This window comes from Haloechinothrix halophila YIM 93223 (assembly GCF_000504245.1).
In the GTDB taxonomy this organism is placed as follows: Bacteria; Actinomycetota; Actinomycetes; order Mycobacteriales; family Pseudonocardiaceae; genus Haloechinothrix_A; species Haloechinothrix_A halophila.
Genome location: NZ_KI632509.1, coordinates 4,547,268 through 4,565,559, shown reverse-complemented (window position 1 = coordinate 4,565,559; position 18,292 = coordinate 4,547,268). Strand labels below are relative to the sequence as shown.

Annotated in this window: 18 protein-coding genes; 8 read left to right on the top strand and 10 right to left on the bottom strand. The window is 68.5% G+C overall.

The genetic code is table 11. The features are described 5' to 3' along the window. Positions 1-26: 26 nt before the first annotated feature. Together AMYHA_RS20780 and AMYHA_RS20775 are read left to right on the top strand one after the other, a co-directional pair. Complete coding sequence (locus AMYHA_RS20780; protein WP_034273741.1) at positions 27-662, top strand: nucleotidyltransferase domain-containing protein; 636 nt, start codon at positions 27-29, stop codon at positions 660-662. Positions 663-757: 95 nt separating this feature from the next. Further along, positions 758-1,084, top strand: a complete 327-nt coding sequence (locus AMYHA_RS20775; protein WP_051400137.1) for a hypothetical protein — start codon at positions 758-760, stop codon at positions 1,082-1,084. Here the strand turns inward: AMYHA_RS20775 and AMYHA_RS20770 are convergent, their stop codons facing one another. The 5 genes from AMYHA_RS20770 to AMYHA_RS20745 all read right to left on the bottom strand — a co-directional run bounded on the left by AMYHA_RS20770 (position 1,085) and on the right by AMYHA_RS20745 (position 6,021). Further along, complete coding sequence (locus AMYHA_RS20770; protein WP_231104845.1) at positions 1,085-1,627, bottom strand: class F sortase; 543 nt, start codon at positions 1,625-1,627, stop codon at positions 1,085-1,087. 125 nt (positions 1,628-1,752) lie between these two features. Then, on the bottom strand, positions 1,753-2,388 hold the full coding sequence (locus AMYHA_RS25995) for an excalibur calcium-binding domain-containing protein (RefSeq protein WP_196776941.1): 636 nt from the start codon (positions 2,386-2,388) through the stop codon (positions 1,753-1,755). A 215-nt stretch (positions 2,389-2,603) separates the two neighbouring features. Continuing rightward, positions 2,604-4,037 carry a hypothetical protein gene (locus AMYHA_RS20755; protein WP_034273737.1) on the bottom strand — a complete coding sequence of 478 codons (1,434 nt, stop codon included), beginning with the start codon at positions 4,035-4,037 and terminating at the stop codon, positions 2,604-2,606. Continuing rightward, positions 4,034-4,912 (bottom strand): ectoine/hydroxyectoine ABC transporter substrate-binding protein EhuB, encoded by an 879-nt coding sequence (gene ehuB / locus AMYHA_RS20750; RefSeq protein WP_231104844.1) that lies wholly within the window; start codon positions 4,910-4,912, stop codon positions 4,034-4,036. The genes AMYHA_RS20755 and ehuB overlap by 4 nt, the downstream gene beginning before the upstream one ends. Before the next feature lie 71 nt (positions 4,913-4,983). After that, positions 4,984-6,021, bottom strand: coding sequence for a class I mannose-6-phosphate isomerase (locus AMYHA_RS20745; RefSeq protein WP_051400135.1), 1,038 nt, complete (start codon positions 6,019-6,021; stop codon positions 4,984-4,986). A gap of 142 nt (positions 6,022-6,163) precedes the next feature. Here AMYHA_RS20745 and AMYHA_RS20740 point away from each other — a divergent pair, with 142 nt between their 5' ends. Next, a complete protein-coding gene (locus AMYHA_RS20740; protein WP_034278201.1) occupies positions 6,164-6,532 on the top strand; it encodes a DUF3817 domain-containing protein in 369 nt (122 codons plus the stop codon). A gap of 14 nt (positions 6,533-6,546) precedes the next feature. Here the strand turns inward: AMYHA_RS20740 and AMYHA_RS20735 are convergent, their stop codons facing one another. Further along, positions 6,547-7,044, bottom strand: coding sequence for a MarR family winged helix-turn-helix transcriptional regulator (locus AMYHA_RS20735; protein WP_034273734.1), 498 nt, complete (start codon positions 7,042-7,044; stop codon positions 6,547-6,549). A 116-nt stretch (positions 7,045-7,160) separates the two neighbouring features. Here AMYHA_RS20735 and AMYHA_RS20730 point away from each other — a divergent pair, with 116 nt between their 5' ends. Then, positions 7,161-8,150, top strand: a complete 990-nt coding sequence (locus tag AMYHA_RS20730) for a tetratricopeptide repeat protein (RefSeq protein WP_034273731.1) — start codon at positions 7,161-7,163, stop codon at positions 8,148-8,150. Between the two features lie 99 nt (positions 8,151-8,249). Here AMYHA_RS20730 and AMYHA_RS20725 read toward each other — a convergent pair whose 3' ends face one another. Continuing rightward, positions 8,250-9,695 (bottom strand): neutral zinc metallopeptidase, encoded by a 1,446-nt coding sequence (locus AMYHA_RS20725; RefSeq protein ID WP_034273728.1) that lies wholly within the window; start codon positions 9,693-9,695, stop codon positions 8,250-8,252. Positions 9,696-9,897: 202 nt separating this feature from the next. Between AMYHA_RS20725 and glgP the strand changes: the two genes are divergently transcribed. The 4 genes from glgP (at position 9,898) to AMYHA_RS20705 (ending at position 15,679) form a co-directional block, all read left to right on the top strand. Then, complete coding sequence (glgP, locus tag AMYHA_RS20720) at positions 9,898-12,423, top strand: alpha-glucan family phosphorylase (RefSeq protein ID WP_034273726.1); 2,526 nt, start codon at positions 9,898-9,900, stop codon at positions 12,421-12,423. A 492-nt stretch (positions 12,424-12,915) separates the two neighbouring features. Beyond that, positions 12,916-13,680: an ABC transporter ATP-binding protein gene (locus AMYHA_RS20715; protein WP_051400470.1), complete on the top strand. Its 765-nt coding sequence runs from the start codon at positions 12,916-12,918 to the stop codon at positions 13,678-13,680. A 219-nt stretch (positions 13,681-13,899) separates the two neighbouring features. Continuing rightward, positions 13,900-14,679 (top strand): enoyl-CoA hydratase/isomerase family protein, encoded by a 780-nt coding sequence (locus tag AMYHA_RS20710; protein ID WP_034273724.1) that lies wholly within the window; start codon positions 13,900-13,902, stop codon positions 14,677-14,679. Positions 14,680-14,686: 7 nt separating this feature from the next. Further along, on the top strand, positions 14,687-15,679 hold the full coding sequence (locus tag AMYHA_RS20705) for a class I SAM-dependent methyltransferase (RefSeq protein ID WP_231104843.1): 993 nt from the start codon (positions 14,687-14,689) through the stop codon (positions 15,677-15,679). A 151-nt stretch (positions 15,680-15,830) separates the two neighbouring features. On the opposite strand, the gene AMYHA_RS20700 is transcribed toward AMYHA_RS20705, so the two are convergent. Genes AMYHA_RS20700 through AMYHA_RS20690 form a run of 3 tightly spaced genes read right to left on the bottom strand, consistent with a single transcriptional unit; the run spans position 15,831 to position 18,275 of the window. Further along, entirely contained in the window at positions 15,831-16,628 is a 798-nt protein-coding gene (locus AMYHA_RS20700) for an ABC transporter permease (RefSeq protein WP_157362282.1), read from the bottom strand. Further along, entirely contained in the window at positions 16,621-17,457 is an 837-nt protein-coding gene (locus AMYHA_RS20695; RefSeq protein WP_034273721.1) for an ABC transporter permease, read from the bottom strand. Before AMYHA_RS20695 ends, AMYHA_RS20700 begins: the two co-directional genes overlap by 8 nt. Next, positions 17,454-18,275, bottom strand: a complete 822-nt coding sequence (locus AMYHA_RS20690) for an ABC transporter ATP-binding protein (protein WP_051400133.1) — start codon at positions 18,273-18,275, stop codon at positions 17,454-17,456. Before AMYHA_RS20690 ends, AMYHA_RS20695 begins: the two co-directional genes overlap by 4 nt. Positions 18,276-18,292 lie beyond the last annotated feature (17 nt).

The following is an 18,292-nucleotide window of genomic DNA, read 5'->3' as shown; positions in this document are numbered from 1 at the left end:
GGATATCCCAACTATAGTAGGGAGTCATGGATGTAGCGGCGCCTTATCGTGCGGTGATTCCGACTCTCGATGGCCCGGTGTTGATGACACTGGCTCGGCTGGGCCGTCCTGTCACCGGCCGGAAGGTCCACCAGCTCGTTGGCGTTGGGTCGGAAGCTGGCGTGCGAAAAGTGCTCGGCCGTTTGGTCGATCACGGCTTGGTGCGTGCCTCGGAAGCAGGTCGGTCGGTGCTGTACGAGGCGAACCGTGAGCATGTCGCGTGGCCACTCGTTGCGCGACTCGCAAACCTTCGAAATGAGTTGATCGACAGGATGAGCCGCGAGGTTCGCTCGTGGGTGTTGTCACCGCTCTCGGTGGCGCTCTTTGGTTCCGCGGTGCGAGGCGACGGAAGCACCGATAGCGACATTGATGTCGTGGTCGTGCGGGGAGATGAGATCGACAACGACGAAAATTGGGAGGGGCAATTGGATCGCTTGCGTGAGCGAGTGCAGGAATGGACAGGTAACAGGTGTCAGATTTACTCGCTGTCGGCGAGTGAGCTCGGACAGCACGTACGAGTGCGGGAGCCTATCGTCGCTGACTGGCGCAGCGACGCCATCACCATCGCAGGCGAGGACTTTCGCGCCCTGCTTTCGTCAGCACCGTCGCGGAGCCTACGGTGAATCCGCGACCGAGCGGTCGAACCCAGGCATGCGGCCGCGCGGATGCCCGTGTTCGCGCGCGACAGGCTCGTGCGTTCCTGGATACAGGTGAGTTGGTGGCCGACGTTGACGACGAGGTGGCGACGCCCAATGTCGCCGCCGCCCTTGCTGTGCTTGCGGGTATCGCCGCATCGGATGCGATCTGCTGCGCATCCCTGCATGAGCGCCCACGTGGCCAGGATCATCGTCAGGCGGTTGATCTGCTGTCCAGTATAGAACCGAACGGGAAGACGATTGGACGTCATCTCGGCCGGTTGTTGGACATCAAGGACGGTGCCCACTACGGCATGACATTCGTTACGCCTCAGCGAGCCATTGCTTCGCTTCGCCAGGCCAAGCATCTCGTCGAAGCGAGCGAAGCCATTGTGCGAGAGGCTGCTTAGCTACCTCTCGATCGCGACGAGACGTGCGAAGGCGATGATGTTGTCCCTGTAACTGTCTGCTGCGCTGTCGAACTCCCCACCGCAGGTGATCAGCCGTAATCCGGCGTGGTCGATGTCGCCGTAGACGCGCTCGGTCGGGAACTGCGTCTTCGGATACTGCTCCACACGATCGACCGCGAACACGGCGTGCCGACCGTCCGCGCGGGAGACCACAACGTGGCTTCCCGGCGTCAGCTCGCTCAACCGGGCGAACGGACCGTCTTCGCCTTCCCAGTTGACGTGTGCGGCGATGATCGCTGGCCCAAGTTCTCCCGGTGTCGGCGCGCCGGTGTACCACCCGGCTTGCTCCGCGCCGGGCGGCACTTCGAGCGACCCATCGGACTGCAGCCCGAGATCCATGATCGGAGCGGTCACGCCCAGCGACGGGATTGCCAGGTTGGTCGGGTCGGCGGCGGACATCGGCGCGACATCCTGCTTCGATGCGGCGGTCGCTGAGGTGTTCCCGGTCGGCTGCGTCGTATGGCCCGCGCTGGTGGTCGGCATGCTTGGCGCAGTCGGCGCAGCAGGCGACCCGCAGGCACCGGCGCTCGTGGCCAGCACGAGGGCAACCCCCGTCAGCGCTGTGGACAGCGCTCGGCGGGGGTTACCGTGCTGAATGTGATCAGGCGTCACTGCTGGCTTGACCATCGGCGCGCGCGGCGCGCGACCAGTGCCGTTCCGCCTGCCGCGGCGAGGATCAGCCCGCCGCCGAGCAGGTAGACGCCGTTGTCGTCGGTGCCGCCACCGGTTTCGACACCGCCCTGCGGTACCTGCTCCACCTGGCTATCGGTGTCGGTGGACTGGTCACCCTGACCGTCGTCCGCTGGTGGCTGGCCGCCGTCGCCCGTTCCGCTGCTGGACGGCAGTGACTCGCAGGCGACGCCGTCATTGTCGCCATCGAGGCCGTGTGGATCGCTCGTGTCCTTTTCGTACTCGGCCTGGGCTTCCTCTTGTGTATCAAAGTCCGAACAGTTGTACTGGTCGCCGCTGGCCTGGCCGCCCTGATCGCCACCATCGCCTTGATCACCCTGGTCGCCGTCGCCCGTTCCGCTGCTGGACGGCAGTGACTCACAGGCGACGCCGTCGCCATCACCATCGAGGCCATGCGGGTCGCTTTTGTCCTTCTCGTACTCGGCTTGTGCCTCTTCTTGTGTATCAAAGTCAGCGCAGTCGTAGTCCTGTTGTGCGAGCGCGGGTGCCGTGAACGTCAGTGACATTCCCGCGGCCAAGGTGACAGCCGCGAGGGCAGCTCCGAACCTAGACATATAACCCCATTAGGTTGAATCGAGTTGATTTACTCCCTCGAGTTCGATGTCCGGAAGATGTGCGTTACGCAACGGGCGTTATCGATTTCCTGGTTGCTCATGAAATCGACGTCGCGAGCGGTGTACTCGATGTCCTAACCGGACAGCACGGCGCCGCGAGCGGGGGACACGGCGCCGGGAGCGGGGGACACGGCGCCGGGAGCGGGGGACACGGATCAGCGGTATTCGCGGAGGCGCTGCCAGACGCCGGCGCCCGCGGCGAGTGCGGTGAGCACGCTCAGGATCACGACGCCGGGCGTCATGGCTGTGAGAGCAGAGCGGGCGGCGGTGATATCGACGTCGACGTCGTGTCTGACGTCGTCAACGGCAGAACCGAGTGCGTCGTCGACGGTGGTGAACGCGTTAGCGCCCGGCGAGCCGAGCAGCGCCTCGACGGCACCGGCCTGGGCGGCGCCCGCTGCGCTCAGCACGACGTCGTGCTGAGCCAGCCAGAGATCGGCGGCGGTAGCGGCGGTGTCGATCCTGTCCCGTATCTCCGGGTCGTCGGTGGCCGCCTTCGCCAAGGCGAGTTCGCCGCCCGAGTCAGAGCCCGACCCCACCAGCCGATCCCGCAGCTCAACGAAACGCTGCTGGTAGCGGCTGGTGTCGTGGCCGTCGCGGGCGGACACCAGCAGTAGTGCCTCGTTGCTCCGCGCCGCGAGTGCGGTGATGTGCGCGTCGGTCAGCGCGTTCCCGACCTTGGTGCCGTCTTCGACCGACCGTTCGGTGTGCGAACCGGCAGCGACGGCGCCCACCGTCGTCCACACCAACATCGCGATGGCGGAGACGGTCGCCCCGACGAGACCGACGTTCACCAGGCGGTTGGTGCGCCGTCGCAGCCACACCTGCGCGGTCACCAGGGTCGCGATCAGCAACCCGATCAGCACTATTTCCAGCAGCGGGAACGACATCGCCGACAATTGCTTGTCGGCCACCCGCGCCCGCGTCGCTTGGTGCAGCTCTCGCGCGGCTGGCAGCAGATGCGCGCGCATCGCGTCGGCGGCGAGCAGTTGGTACGTCGACGCGACCTGCTCGCCCTGCCGGTTGTAGGCCCGCGCCGTCTCGATCAGCACCGTGTACTCCGACAGCCTGCCCGGCAGCGTGCCGAGCAGATTGCGGCGGGCAGAGTCGGCGTCCTCGTCGCGCGCGGCTACCAGCGACGCGAGCGCGGACTGCGCCTCACTGATCGCCGTCTCGTACGATGTTTCGTAGCGGACCCGGTCGGTCGCCCGGTTCTGGTCGCGGGCGAGAAACGCGGCCGCTGCCGCCGTGTCGGCAGTGGACAGCGAGCGGTGGAACTCAGCGGCCGCCATGCGGAACTGCCCGGACGACGTGGCCAAGTCGGCCAGCGTCTGCTGCCGCGAACGCACACTCAACGACGTCACCAGCCCCACCACGAGCCCCGCGACGACGAGCACCAGCAGTAGTACGCCCAACTGGCCCGGCGTGCTGCGCAGCAAGTCCTTGCGGGCCATCCCCAGCGCCGACGGGCGCACGGCGTGCTCGGCGACGTTCCTGATCACAGTGCCGTCCTCGATGACGGAGCCGTCCTTGACCACGTCGCGGTCGTGTGTCGCGGCGCCATCATCTGTTGCGGTGTCGTCGGTCACGCGTCACCGCACAACTGATCGGTGGTGACATCCGGCGGGGGCACATTCCGCTCGCTGAAGCCGAACGGTTCCACGATGCGCAGCCACTCGCCGGATTCCTTGAGCTTGCGCAGCTCCGTGTTGAACGCCTCGACGAAGTCGGTAGCGCCGCGCGGAAAGGTGAACGCGCCGATACCCGGCTCCGATTCGTGCCGGAACGGCTCGGTTTTCTCCAGCCCCGAGCCGGGGTTCTGCTCCAACAGCCACGCCGCCGTCGTGTCCAGGACGGCGGCGCCGTAGACCCGGGCCTCCCGCACGGCGCGGAAGACACTGTCCTGGTCGCCGAGCGTCACGACCTGTTCCTCCGGCACGCCTGCCTCGACCGCATAGCCCAGCTCCACCGCGCCGGTGAGCACCGCGATCAGGGCGTCCGTATCGGGGATGTCGGTGAACCGCGTGATGCCCTTCGGGTTGCCCTTCGGGACGAGAAACGCCGACTCGACCTGGTAGTCAGGAATGGAGAACGCCGCGTCGGCGCACCGCGACGGGTTGATGAACATGCCTGCCGCGACGAACGCATACCTGTTGGCCTTGAGCCCCGGGATGAGCTGACGGAAGTCGGCGAGGACACCCTCAAGCTCGGTGATGCCGAACTTCCGCAGCACCGCCCGCGCCACCTCGGGCGCCTCGCCGGTGAGCCTGCCGGTCTCGTCGAGGAATCCGTACGGCGCCTCGTTGGCGAAGCCGACTTTGATGGAGCCGGTTCGCTGTGCGGACTGGAAGCTGGTGCTCGCGCCATCCGGCCCGCAGCCGGTGAGTGTGACCAGCCCGGTGGCCGCCGCCCCGCGCAGGAGGGTGCGACGGGGCAGGGCACGTGGCCCATTGCCGGTGGACACGTCGCGGGCACCTCTCCGTTCTTCTCGACAGCCGCATGGGGCGTGGCGTTAACCTAACCGGGAAGAGCCAATTACGACACCGCATCACCCGGATTGGGCACTGCAGGGGGCCGACACGCGATTACGTCGAGGGGCCCGTCGAGTCGCGCCGGTCCGGCGGAATGCGGGACGACGGCAGTGGTGCCTCGAGCCAGCGGCAGGGTTGCGCCGTCGGCGGTGTGCAGCGTACCGCTGCCGTCCAGCACGATGAGCACCGCGAACCCCGCCGCCAGCGTCGTGTCGTCGGACAGCCGGTGCGCGCGGAAGAAGTCGTCCGCGGCGGGGGCAAGCAGCGAACCGGACTCGCGCCGGGTGAGCAGCGTCGCGAGCCGGTCCTCGTCCCAGGTGGAGTGGTCCAGCGCGGCCAGCGCCCGCTCGAAACCGATGCCGAGGTGCGCCTGCGTCTCGGTGTCCAGGAAGCCCTGCCATTCCAGCGTCAGCGACAGATCGCTCGGCTGCTGCAGTTCGAGCACGAACACGCCCTCGCCGATGGCGTGCGGCAGTCCAGCTGGGATGACGAGCGCGTCGCCCGCGCGCACCGGGATCTCGTTCAGTGCGTCAAGCAGCGCGGCATTGTCCTGGTCAGACACCCAGCGCCGCACCGTCGCCTCATCGACGTCGGCGCGGAATCCGGCCCGCACCGAGGGTCGCTCTCCTGTGGTTCCCAGCACGAGCCATGCTTCGGTCTTGCCGCATCCCGACGAGAGGTGCGTTCGCGCGAAGTCGTCCGACGGGTGGCAGTGCACCGGCAGCCGCTGCCCGGCATCGAGCAGCTTCACCAGCAGCGCGGTGCTGTCACCGAACCTGGCGACATGCCTGGCGCCGAGCCACCCAGCCGGATCGGCGCGGACGGCGTCCGCCAGCGGCGTGCCGTCCGCGAGCACGCTCAGTCCGGTGCCGGTGGTGCCGAACCGCGTAGTCGTGGACGCGACCCAGTCCTCGGGCAGGTAGTCGTCTGCCACCGGCAGACCCCGGAACGCGGCGATCGCCGTGCCGCCCCGGTAGAAGTGCGGCGGCTGGTTCGGTGGCAAGGATTCGGCTTTCGGCTGCTGCCGGTTCGCGTCATTCATGCCGCCCAGTGTCCCGGTGACCACCGTCACGCTTCAGAATGACAACCAGAGCGGCAATCACGCCGCTGTTGGCGGGTTCAGCGCTGAGCCCACTCCCTACTCAGTGAGCGAGAGCCGCCGTTTCGTGTGTCTGGAGGAAATCGTGGTTGGCAAGGCCGCAACGGTGTTCCGGATCATCGCCGTCGCCGAGGCACTGTCCTGGGCGGCGCTGCTCGCGGGCATGTTCGTCAAGTACGTGCTCGAGTTCGGTGAGGGTGGCGTGCCCGTCATCGGGATGGTGCACGGCATCCTGTTCGCCGTCTACGTCGTGACGGCGCTGGCCGTGCACCGGATCTTCGGCTGGGACGCCAAGACCCTGCTGCTCGCGCTCGCCGCGAGCGTGCCGCCGCTGTGCACCTGGTGGTTCGAGCTGTGGGCGTTGCGTTCCGGCAAGTTCGACGGGCCCGAGATCGATCGCCGCGCCGGTGTCGCGCTGTACCTGCCGAGCGGTCGCGGGCAGGCGACCGCCTGATCACGCGCGGCTGATCACGTGAAGTCGCCGGTCGCTTTCCGCACCCTGGTCAGCAGCTCGACGAGCTGATCCGTTTGCCTGTCGGTCAGCCCGTTCAGGCCGAAGTCGATGTCGGTGACGGCCTTGGTGGCCTCCTCGCAGCGCTGCCTGCCTGCGGGGGTGATTTCCACCAGCGTGGTGCGCCGATCCGTCGGATGCGGTAGCCGGGTCACCAGGTCGTCCGCTTCCAGCCGGTCGACGATGTTGGTGACGCTGGTCGGGTGCAGCTGCAGCCGCTCGCCCATGACCCGCATCGGCAAGCTGCCGCGGCGGGCGAAGGTCAGCAGCACCAGCGCTTCGAACCGGGCGAAGGTGAGTTTGTGCGGCTTGAGCGCGCCGTCGACGGCGGACTGGATGATCTGCTGCACGCGCATCACGCCGGTGGCGGCGGCCATGGTCCGCGCGGGTCCGATGCGTTCCTCCCAGAGTTCCGCGGCGCGGGCGATGGGGTCGAACGGCAACGGATCATTCATAGCGGGCAAGCTACCAACAGCGCTGGTCGTTGCCGGAGGCCGACCGGCCGCGAGGTGTAATGGTTCACGCGTCGGGTCATGGTGAGCGTAGCGGTGTTTCGTGCCAGGATGGTGGCGTGACACAACCACCCGGATCCGCACCGAGATCAGGTGCGCAATCAGCACAACCTTCACCCGCGATGTCGGCGTCGCTCGCGGGCGCGGTCGACCTGTCCAGTCTCAAGCAGCGGGCGGAAGCCGCTTCCCAGCAGCAGGCGCCAGGCGGGCAGCAGACGGGGGCGCCGCCCAGCGCAGGTGGTGCCGTCATCGACGTCACGGAGTCGAGCTTCCAGTCCGACGTCGTCGAGCGCTCGATGCAGCAGCTTGTCGTCGTCGACCTGTGGGCGGAGTGGTGTGGGCCGTGCAAGCAGCTCGGCCCTCTCCTGGACAAGCTGGCCAACGAGGCCAACGGCGCCTGGGTGCTCGCCAAGGTCGACGTCGACGCGAACCCGCGCATCGCGCAGCTGTTCGGCGCGCAGTCGATCCCGACGGTCGTCGCCATCGCGGGCGGTCAGCCGGTCGACGCGTTCTCCGGCGCGCTGCCAGAGCCCGAGATCCGCAAGTGGCTGAACTCGCTGCTCGACGCGCTGCGGGACAAGCTGCCCGGCGTCAAGGCCGCCGAGGAAGCGGGCGGGCAGGTCGAGGCCGAAGAGCCAGAGGACCCGAGGTTCACCGAGGCGGAAGCAGCCTTCGAACGGGGTGACTTCGCCGAGGCGGAGGCCGCTTACCAGCGCATCCTCGACGAGGAACCGGCCAACACCGAGGCCAAAGCAGCGCTGAACCAGGTGCGTTTCGCCGCTCGGACCGAGTCGATCGACCCCGCCGTCATCGAGACGTCGAACGCCGACCCCGCCGACGCGACGGCCGCCATGTCCGCCGCCGACGTCGAGGTCGCGCGGCAGCAGCCGGAAGCGGCGTTCGCACGGCTGATCGCCGCCATCCGCGTCAACGCTGGCGAGACCAAGGACGAGCTGCGCAACCACCTCGTCGAGCTGTTCGAGCTGTTCGACCCGGCAGACGAGCGCGTGGTCAAGGCCCGCAGGGACCTGGCCAGCGCGCTGTTCTGAGCGTGCGCTGAGCGGTTTGCGGGTGATGGCGGGGACGCCCCCGCCATCACCCGGCGGGCCGATCGGCGATGCGTGCTGCCCTCGGCAGGGTCACGCGCGTCAGCTGTAGCGCCCCGTGCAGGTATCAGGGCCGTTGGTGTAGCCGACGCGGAACGCCTCGATGCGCAGGAACCCGCTTGGCGCCGACGCGCCGTTGACGTCGGAGGCGATCAAGCTCTCCGGCTGCAGCATCTCGAGCACCGCCTCGTCGACGTCGCCTGGTGAGAGCCGGATGACCTTATCGACCTGGCGCGGCTGGTTGGCAGCACCGGCCCAGGAGCCGACGAGGCACGCGGTGCGCAGCCCGGTCAGCGGGCCGTCCAGCGGCAGGTCATCGGCTTCCTGCACCGACAGCACGTAGCGCGATGCGATCGAGGCCCACGCCGCGAAGTCGCCCTTGCCGGGCGAGCCTTGCCCCTGGCGTTCCGCGGCGATGTCGAGCGGCCGCGCGATCCGGGTCAACTCCGAAACGTTGAGCACCACGGTCCGCTCGCCAGCGCAGTAGGCGGCGGCCCGCCCGCCGTCGTCGCAGCTCGCGGTGCCCGTTGACGCCGCGACGATCTCGGCGCCGCCGGTGCCGTCGAACGCCGCGTCGAGGCTTTCCTTGACCAGCCGCACATTGTCGTCGGTGACCGGTAGGTCGCCCTGGTTGGTGTCCTGGTCGCTGAAGGCCTGTTGTGTCGTGCGGTCTTCGAGCAGCGCCTTGTCGTAGCCCGCGCAGGTCTTCGGCCCGCGCTCGAAGCCCTCCTGGAACGCGTAGGCGCGATCGAACGACGTGCCGTGCGCGCCCTGCTCGCCGTGCAGCGTGCCTGGTGCGTCCCGCACGAAGTACAGCGAGCTGAGCGTGGCGTTGAGGCCTTCGGCGGTGGAGACACGCAGGTACTCGCTGTTGTCCGCGATGACCCAGCGGAAATAGGTCCCCGTCAAGCAGTCGGCCTGCAGCTCCTTGACGATCGACGCCGTGGCGTCGGTGATGCCCGCTTTGTCGCCGAGCCGGTGCTGCACCGCGTGGCCGTATTCGTGCGCCATGACGGTCACCGGCGCCAGCGGGCCGTACTTGGCCATCATGCCCGGCAGCAGCACGCCCCTGTCCCATGCCACGACGTCGCCCCGTTCGCAGAAGAAGGCGTTCGGCTGGTTCAGCGTGCCGCACGGCGTCTGGACGTCGTCCGTGCGGGAGTCATATGAGACCAGCCTGCTGACGGGGTCGAACTCCATGCCGAACTCGGCGGGCAACGTCTCACCCCAGTACTCGTTCAGGTCGGCGATGGTCGCGATCGCCAGCGTGTCGACCTGCTCACTAGTCGCGTTCTCCACCGTGACGTCCGGGGTGGGCGCGTCCGGTTTGATGCCGCTCTCGAAATGCGTGACCTCGAAGCCACTGACCTTGGTGACGTCGACCGGCATCGCTTGCCCCTCGGTCGCCTGGTCGCACCCGGTGATCGTGGCGAGCGCGAGCGCGGTGCAAACCGCGACCGTCGCTCTGCCGTTGTGTGCGGGAAACATCCTGTGATTCTCTCCGTTCTCGGCCCCCAGCCAGGACCTTTCTCCTGCGCCGACAGGCGGAAACCCTACCGAGATGCCGGTGCGCCCGCGCGTGGTCCGTACCGATCAATCGGCGGGTGGAACGCGCGCCCGCCCCGCTCGGTGGGATGGCACTCGGCCGGATCGTGGCGACGTGGTCACCGGCTGCCGTTAGTCTCCAGACATGAAGGCAGTCCGACGGTTCACCGTGCGCGCCCGTGTTCCCGAGCCGCTGGCCGGTCTGACCGAGCTGGCGACCAACCTGCGCTGGACGTGGCACCCGGAGACCAGAGAACTGTTCAAGGCCATGGACCCCGAGCTTGCCTCGGAGGTCGGCGGCGACCCGCTGCGCATCCTTACCGGCGTGACCCCGGCGCGGCTGGACGAACTCGCCGCCGACGAGGATTTCATCGCCCGCACCAGGACGGCCAGCGAGGAGCTGCACCGCTACCTCACCGAACCCGGCTGGTACCAGCGGCTGGCCGAGCAGGACAACGATGGCAGGCCGCTGCCGCGCGGCATCGCGTACTTCTCGATGGAGTTCGGGGTCACCGAGGCGTTGCCGAACTACTCGGGCGGTCTCGGCGTGCTCGCGGCCGACCACCTGAAATCGGCCTCCGACCTGGGCGTCCCGGTGATCGGTGTCGGGCTGCTCTACCGCGCGGGGTATTTCAGGCAGTCGCTGTCGATCGACGGCTGGCAGATCGAGCACTACCCGGTGATCGACCCCAGCGGGCTCCCGCTGTCCAGGATGGAGGACGACGACGGCGAGCCCGTGCTGGTCGACGTCGCCATGCCATGCGGCCGGGACCTGCTCGCGCAGGTGTGGCAAGCCACCGTTGGCAGGGCGCCGCTGCTGCTGCTCGACACCGATATCGAGGAGAACGACGAGGACCTGCGCTCGGTCACCGACCGTCTCTATGGCGGCGACACCGACCACCGCATCCGGCAGGAACTGCTCGCGGGCATTGGCGGGGTGCGTGCGGTGCGCCGATACTGCGCGCTGTCCGGCCACCCGCACCCCGAGGTGTTCCACACCAATGAGGGGCACGCCGGGTTCCTCGGCGTCGAGCGGGCGCGGGAACTGGTCGCCGACGCCGGGCTGTCGTTCGACGAGGCTGTCTCCGCGGTGCGAGCGGGCACCGTGTTCACCACCCACACCCCGGTGCCAGCCGGTATCGACCGGTTCCCGATCGAGAAGATGCGCCGCTACTTCGGCGACGGCAGGCTCGTGCCAGGCATCGACGTCGAGCGGGTGCTTGAGCTCGGTGCCGAGGACAACCCTGGCTTGTTCAACATGGCGCACATGGGGCTGCGGCTGGCGCAGCGCGCGAACGCCGTCTCCCGGCTGCACGGCGCGGTATCGCGGCGGATGTTCAAACGACTCTGGCCAGGGCTCGCCGAGGACGAGATCCCGCTTCGCTCGGTCACCAACGGCGTGCACGGGCCGACCTGGACCGCCCGTGAGATGAGCGAACTGCTCGCCGACGACGACGTCACCGACGCCGACCTGTGGCGGGTGCGCTGCGAGCTTCGGCAACGGCTGATCGGTGAGGTGCGGCGCAGGCTGCGGGAGTCCTGGTTGCAGCGGGGCGCGTCGGCGCTTGAGCTTGGCTGGACAGAGCGGGTCTTCGATCCCGAGGTGCTCACCGTCGGCTTTGCCCGCAGGGTGCCGACCTACAAGCGGCTCACGCTGATGCTGCGCGATCCCGAACGGCTGCGCCGCATCCTGCTCGACGAACGCAGGCCGGTGCAGGTCGTCGTCGCGGGCAAGTCGCACCCGGCAGACGAGGGTGGGAAGGCGTTGATCCAGCAGATCGTGCGGTTCGCCGACGACGCCGACGTCCGCCACCGGATCGTGTTCCTGCCGGACTACGACATGTCGCTGGCCCGCTACCTGTACTGGGGCTGCGACGTCTGGCTGAACAACCCGACCCGGCCGCTGGAGGCGTGCGGCACCTCAGGCATGAAATCGGCGCTCAACGGCGGGCTCAACCTGTCCATCAAGGACGGCTGGTGGGAGTACTACTACGACGGCAGCAACGGCTGGGCGATCCCGGCCGCCGACGGCATCAAGGATCCGCTGCGCCGCGATGACCTGGAGGCCGCCGCGCTGTACGAGCTGATGACGCAGCAGGTCGCGCCGCTGTTCTACGACCGCGACGGCGGTGACGGTGGCGGGGTGCCGAAGGGCTGGCTGTCGATGGTGTGGCACACGCTGGCCACGCTCGGCCCGAGCGTGCAGACCTCCCGGATGCTGCGCGAGTACGTTGAGCGCTACTACCTGCCTGCCGCGGCGTCGGTCGCGGCGACGTCGGCCGACGACTACCACGGCGCGCGCGAACTGGCGGGCTACCGCGCGCGGCTCGACAGGGCGTGGGAGCACGTCAGGGTGTCCGACTCCGCGCTGACCGGTACCGATGGCAGAAGCGAGCTAGTCGTCGGAACGCCGGTGCGGATCACGGCGAAGGTCGAACTGGCCGGGTTGTCGCCCGATGAGGTCGACGTCCAGGCGGTGCTGGGCAAGGTCGGCGATACCGAGGATCTACATGACGTCGTCACCACCTCGATGCGGCGTGAGCCGGACGGGGGATTCGCTGCCGAGGTGCCGTTGCCCCATGCGGGCGCGCTCGGCTACACCGTGCGGGTGCTGCCGCGTCACAATCTGCTTGCGAGCCCCGCTGAGCTGGGCAAGGTCGTGTTGCAGTAGCAAGCAGACCGGAAGTCAGCGGACGTGCCACCCTGGCTTTCCTGCGCGTTTGCTGACTTCCGGTCGGATTGCTACCTACCGGCGCAGTAGCGGCTGCGGGTCGCGCGAGGATGCCGGTACTGTGTTCACAGCGCCAGGGTCAAGTGGCGCCCGCTACCGATGTGGGTGATGTCATGGTGGCGGACGGTGGCAATCGGTGACAGTGCTGATCGCTGCTGGTCGATCGAAGGTCGGCCTGATGATCGAGCTCGAAGCGCTGCCGAGGAAATGACGGCGAGGTGATGACGGCCGATGGGGTGGGCGCGCTCAGCGATGCAGATGCTTGAGCAGTGGCGCAAGCCGCTTGGTGAACAAGACGAGCTGATGCCGGGCGTCGGGGAGCCTGGCGGCCGGCTAGGACAGAATGGCGCGGTGACCCCCGATCGATCGACACCGAACGCCTCGGAGACCATCAGCTCGCCGCCTGTCGTGCTGGACGATCTTGTCGTGCACATGGACGACGTCGTCGTGCGGCGCGGGCAGAACTCACTGCTCAACAAGCTCACCTGGTCGGTCGAGCTGGACGAACGCTGGGTCGTGCTCGGCGCGAACGGGGCCGGCAAGACCACGCTATTGCGGATCGCGGCCGCCGAGCTGCATCCCACGTCCGGGTCGGTGCACCTGCTGGGGGAACAGCTCGGTAAGACGGACGTCTTCGAGCTGCGGCCCAGGATCGGCTTCACCTCGGCCGCACTGGCGAATCGGGTGCCGCCGGATGAGACCGCCCGTGACGTCGTGCTCAGTGCCGGGTACGCGGTGATGGGCCGGTGGCGCGAGCACTACGACGAGATCGACCACGACCGGGCGGAGGAGTTGCTCGGCGGGCTCGGCATCGCGACCCTGGCCGACCGCAAGTTCGGCACGCTCTCCGAGGGCGAGCGCAAGCGCGCGCTGATCGCCCGGTCGCTGATGACCGACCCGGAAATGCTGCTGCTTGACGAACCGGCGGCCGGACTCGACCTCGGCGGCCGTGAGGACCTGGTCGCGCGGCTTTCCGTGCTGGCCATGGACCCGGATGCGCCCGCGACGGTGCTGGTCACCCACCACGTCGAGGAGATCCCGCCCGGCTTCACTCACGTGCTGCTACTGCGTGACGGCGAGGAGGTTGCCAGCGGCCTGATCGAGGACGTCCTCAGCAGCGAGAGCCTGTCCGAGACGTTCGACCAGCAGCTGGTCCTGGAACGTTCGGGTGATCGGTTCTTCGCGCGCCGCCGTTGACGCGGTATCTCGTTCACGAGTTGTCTTCCTGGGCACGGTAGGTTGTCGTGAGACTGTGGCTCCGATAACGGGGTCTTGATCACAAGGTGCTGCGGAGTGCTTCGACACGTGTTCCCATTTTTGCGACCCGCACCGGGCGTAGCCTGTCGCAGCGCCGAAGATACTCGCGAGTAGCATTCGAGTACGTCGTCCGTGGCCGTGGAGATGAGGAGGAAGCGCGTGGCAGAGTTCGTACGCTTTGAGGTCGAGGCCGGTATCGGCACGATCCGGCTGGACCGGCCCCCGGTCAACGCGCTGAACAAGCAGATGCAGGAGGAGATCCGCGCGGCAGCCCACGAGGCGACCGAGCGCGACGACGTCGCCGCGGTGATCATCTACGGCGGCGAGAAGACCTTCGCTGGTGGCGCGGATGTCAAGGAGTTCGCCGCGATGTCGTACGCCGACATGGCTGCCCGCGCGCCTGGCCTCAGCTCCTCGCTGTCGTCCATCGCCGAGATCCCGAAGCCGACCGTCGCCGCGATCACCGGTTACGCGCTCGGCGGCGGGCTCGAACTGGCGTTGGCCGCCGACCGTCGCGTGATTGGTGACAACGTCAAGGTCGGCCAGCCGGAGATCCTGCTCGGCATCATCCCCGGCGCCGGAGGCACGCAGCGACTCGCGCGGCTCGTCGGCCCGAGCAAGGCCAAGGACCTTGTCTACACCGGCCGGTTCGTCAAGCCGGACGAGGCGCTGCGGCTTGGCATCGTCGACGAGGTCGTCGCACCGGACGACGTCTACCGCGCCGCGCGCGCCTGGGCCGAGCAGTTCGTCGGCGCGGCGAGCAGGGCGCTCGCCGCCGCGAAGGCCGCCATCGACGGCGGTCTGGACAACGATCTCGCCAGTGGTCTCAAGCTGGAAAGCCACCTGTTCGCCGGACTGTTCGCCACCGAGGACAGGGCAGAAGGCATGCGGTCGTTCCTCGAACACGGTCCCGGCAAGGCGACCTTCTCCGGAAAGTGAGCACTCCGTGACCGAAGCGATCAAGCCGGAGCCGTCCGATCCGGCGCCGCACCCGCACGCCACCGAGGCCGAGGTGCAGGCAGCCTACGACGACCCGAAGCTCGCCAACGTGCTCTACCACGACTGGGAGGCTGGCACCTACGACGAGAAGTGGTCGATCTCCTACGACGAGCGCTGCATCACCTACGCCGTCGATGTCTTCCGTGCCGCGGCCGGTGTGGAGGACACGCCGTACGAGACGGCGATGGAGCTGGGCAGCGGCACCGGGTTCTTCCTGCTCAATCTGATGCAAGGCGGGGTGATCAAGCAGGGTTCGGTCACCGACCTCTCACCCGGCATGGTGCAGGCCGCGCTGCGCAACGCCGAACACCTCGGCCTCGACGTGGACGGCAGGGTCGCCGACGCCGAGCGGCTGCCGTACGACGACGACAGCTTCGACCTGGTCATCGGGCACGCGGTGCTGCACCACATCCCGGACGTGCAAGCCGCGTTCCGCGAGGTGCTTCGGGTGCTCAAGCCGGGCGGGCGGTTCGTGTTCTGTGGCGAGCCGACGCGGATCGGTGACACCTACGCCCGCAAGCTCGGCCAGCTCACCTGGTGGGCGACGACGAACCTGACCAAGCTGCCCGCGCTGCGTGGCTGGCGACGTCCGCAGGCCGAGCTGGACGAGTCGTCCCGCGCCGCGGCGCTGGAGGCCGTCGTCGACCTGCACACCTTCGACCCGGCCGAGCTGGAGCGCTGGGCGCTCGGTGCCGGCGCGATCGACGTCCAGGCGGTGACCGAGGAGTTCGCCGGCGCGCTGTTCGGCTGGCCGGTGCGCACCTTCGAGGCCGCCGTGCGTGACGAGAAGCTGACGCCGCAGTGGCGGCTGTTCGCGTACAAGGCGTGGCTGCGGCTGTCCGAGCTCGACAAACGCGTGCTGGCGAAGGTGCTGCCGCGTTCGGTGTTCTACAACGTGATGATCGCCGGGACGAAGCCGCCGGGGCCCGTGGCGCTGTAGCGCGGCGAGATCCCCTGCGCTCGACCCGGCGTGCGGCTGCTCGACCTGTGGATCTTGAGGCGTTGTGGTCGCTGGAGCACCCCAAACGTCTAAAGATCGCGGGCAGCGGCCCGAGGCCCGGGGCCGGGCGCATCGCCCGGCCCGCGGCAACCTACAACCGGACGTCGCGTTCCCAGAACACCAGGACCCGGCTGAGCAGCACGACCGCACGGTCGAAGGCGAAGCCGAGCACCGCGAGGACAGCGACGACAGCGAGCACACCGTCCGGCTCGAAGTTCGCCCGCGCCAGCATGATCATGTAGCCGAGTCCCCGGTTCTCGCCGATCATCTCGGTCACCACGATCACGATCAGCATCACAGGGGCCGCCGCCCGAAGTCCGGTCAACATCGACGGCAAAGCGGCGGGCACGATCACGTCGCGCAGGGTGCGTGACCAGCTCGCGCCGACGTTGCGGGCCAGCCACAGCTGGGTCGTGGTCACCGATCGGGCACCGACGTACGCACCGAGCGCCATCGGATACAGGCACTCCAGCGAGACCAGCACGATCTTCGGCGCGGCGCCGAGGCCGAACAGCAGGATCAACACCGGATACAGCGCCAGCCGGGGGATCGGATACGTCGCCCCGAGCAGCGGCTGCAGCGCGGCCTCGGCCCAGCGGCTCCGTGCCATCAGCAGCCCGACGGCGCACCCGACCACCACCGCGATCGCCAGCCCACTGAACGCCAGCAGCAGCGTCCGCTGCGCGTGGAAGAGCAGCGTGCCGGTCTCGATGTCGTAGAGCACGCGGATGGCGATCTCGTCCAGCGTCGGCGTCAGCCGGGTACCACCAAGCCGAGCGACCAGTTCCCAGCCGCCGAGCAGCGCGGCGACGCCGAGCAACCGGCGCAGCGCGGCGCCCGTCAGCAGGTTCCGTGGCGCGAGGGCGCGCGGAAAGGTCACGTTAGCCACGACCGGTCACCTCCAGCTCCTGCCCACGCATCAGACGTCCGACGAGCCAGCGGAACCCGGCGTCGATCGTCCCGCCGAGCACGGCGACGGTGGCCAGCGCGGCCCACAGCACGTCGTACTCGCCGTTGGCGCGGGCGGCGAACATCTCCCCGCCGAGCCCCGCGTCGGCACCGGTCGAGCTGCCGATGGCTTCCGTGGCGAACATGAAGATGAACGACAGCGCGAGACTCTGCCTGATCCCGGCGACCGTTCTCGGTAGCGCCGCGGGCAGTACCACCTGCAGCACGGTGCGCAGGGTGCCCGCGCCCGCGTTCTTGGCGACCCACACCAGTTCCTGGTCCACACCGCGGGTCGCGGCGTTGGCGTTGATGTAGGCGGGGAAGAACACCGCGATGGCGATCACCAGGATTCGCGTGGAGTCGGTGAAGCCGAGCCAGATCGCGAGGATCGGCAGCAGGGTGATCTTCGGGATCGGGTAGGTGAACCCGACCGCGCCGTCCACGATGTCACCGAACCAGCGCGACACTCCGGAGAGCAGGCCGATCAGCACGCCGCTCGTTGTGCCGAGCAGGAAGCCTGCCGTCAGCCGCCCGAGGCTGGCCGAGCTCAGCTCGACCAGCCGTCCGGACGCCAACAGCTCCGTGACGGAGCCCGCGATCTCGAACGGCGTGAGGATGTATTCCGGCAGCCCGGCGATGACGCCGTAGGTCTGCCACGCGGCGAGCAGCACCAGCACGACGGCCGTGGCGACCGGCCAGCGCCGGTCGAGCATCCACTCCGCCCATTCGCGCCTGCCCACCCGTGATTCGGGGGTCAGCGTGGCGGTCATGACGGTGTCTCTCCCGCGTCCCGTGAGCCGGACGGCTGCGGGCCTGCCTCCTGGCGAATCAGGTCCCAGAACTCGTTGTGGTACTCGACCAGCTTCGGATCACGCTTGGTGTGCGCGCCGCGTGGCCGATCCAGCTCGATCTCGACGTCGGCGATGATCCGGCCCGGCCGCGCGCCCATCACCAGCACGCGATCGCCGAGGAACACCGCCTCGTTGATGTCGTGGGTGATGAAGATGACGGTGAGCTGGGATTCCTGCCAGATCCGGGTCAGTTCCTCCTGCATCAGCTCCCTGGTCTGCGCGTCCAGCGCGCCGAACGGCTCGTCCATGAGCAGGATGTCCGGGGCGAGCCCAAGGGTGCGGGCCAGTGCGGCGCGCTGGCGCATCCCGCCGGACAGCTCGGCGGGATAGGAGTGCTCGAACCCGCTCAGTCCGACCGTGGCCAGCAGTTCCCGCGCTCGCTCGCGAGCATGCTTGCGCTTCCAGCCGTCGACGAGCAGCGGCCACGCGACGTTGGCTTGCACGGTCTTCCACGGGAACAGCGTGGCCTGCTGGAACATCATGCCCCGGTCGCGGCCCGGCGCTGTCACCGGCTTGCCGTCGAGGTGCACCGAGCCGGAGGTCGCCGTCTCGAACCCGCCGATGATGTGCAGCATCGTGCTCTTGCCGCACCCACTCGGTCCCAGCGCGGACAGGAACTGCCCGCGCGGCACCTCGAAGGAGACGTCGCGCAGCGCCTCGACCGTCTTGCGGTCGCGGTGGAACGTCTTCCTGACGCCGGTGAGGCGTAGCTGCGGCTGGTCCGTGATCGCTTCCATCGTCGTGGCGCCCGAGG

Excerpts from the sequence above, each read along its gene's own strand:
- AMYHA_RS20745 (WP_051400135.1), bottom strand. The coding sequence starts at position 6,021 with ATGAATGACGCGAACCGGCAGCAGCCGAAAGCCGAATCCTTGCCACCG.
- AMYHA_RS20715 (WP_051400470.1), top strand. The coding sequence starts at position 12,916 with ATGGACGACGTCGTCGTGCGGCGCGGGCAGAACTCACTGCTCAACAAG.
- AMYHA_RS25995 (WP_196776941.1), bottom strand. The coding sequence starts at position 2,388 with ATGTCTAGGTTCGGAGCTGCCCTCGCGGCTGTCACCTTGGCCGCGGGA.
- glgP (WP_034273726.1), top strand. The coding sequence starts at position 9,898 with ATGAAGGCAGTCCGACGGTTCACCGTGCGCGCCCGTGTTCCCGAGCCG.
- AMYHA_RS20735 (WP_034273734.1), bottom strand. The coding sequence starts at position 7,044 with ATGAATGATCCGTTGCCGTTCGACCCCATCGCCCGCGCCGCGGAACTC.
- AMYHA_RS20690 (WP_051400133.1), bottom strand. The coding sequence starts at position 18,275 with ATGGAAGCGATCACGGACCAGCCGCAGCTACGCCTCACCGGCGTCAGG.
- AMYHA_RS20725 (WP_034273728.1), bottom strand. The coding sequence starts at position 9,695 with ATGTTTCCCGCACACAACGGCAGAGCGACGGTCGCGGTTTGCACCGCG.
- AMYHA_RS20695 (WP_034273721.1), bottom strand. The coding sequence starts at position 17,457 with ATGACCGCCACGCTGACCCCCGAATCACGGGTGGGCAGGCGCGAATGG.
- AMYHA_RS20770 (WP_231104845.1), bottom strand. The coding sequence starts at position 1,627 with ATGCCGACCACCAGCGCGGGCCATACGACGCAGCCGACCGGGAACACC.
- AMYHA_RS20780 (WP_034273741.1), top strand. The coding sequence starts at position 27 with ATGGATGTAGCGGCGCCTTATCGTGCGGTGATTCCGACTCTCGATGGC.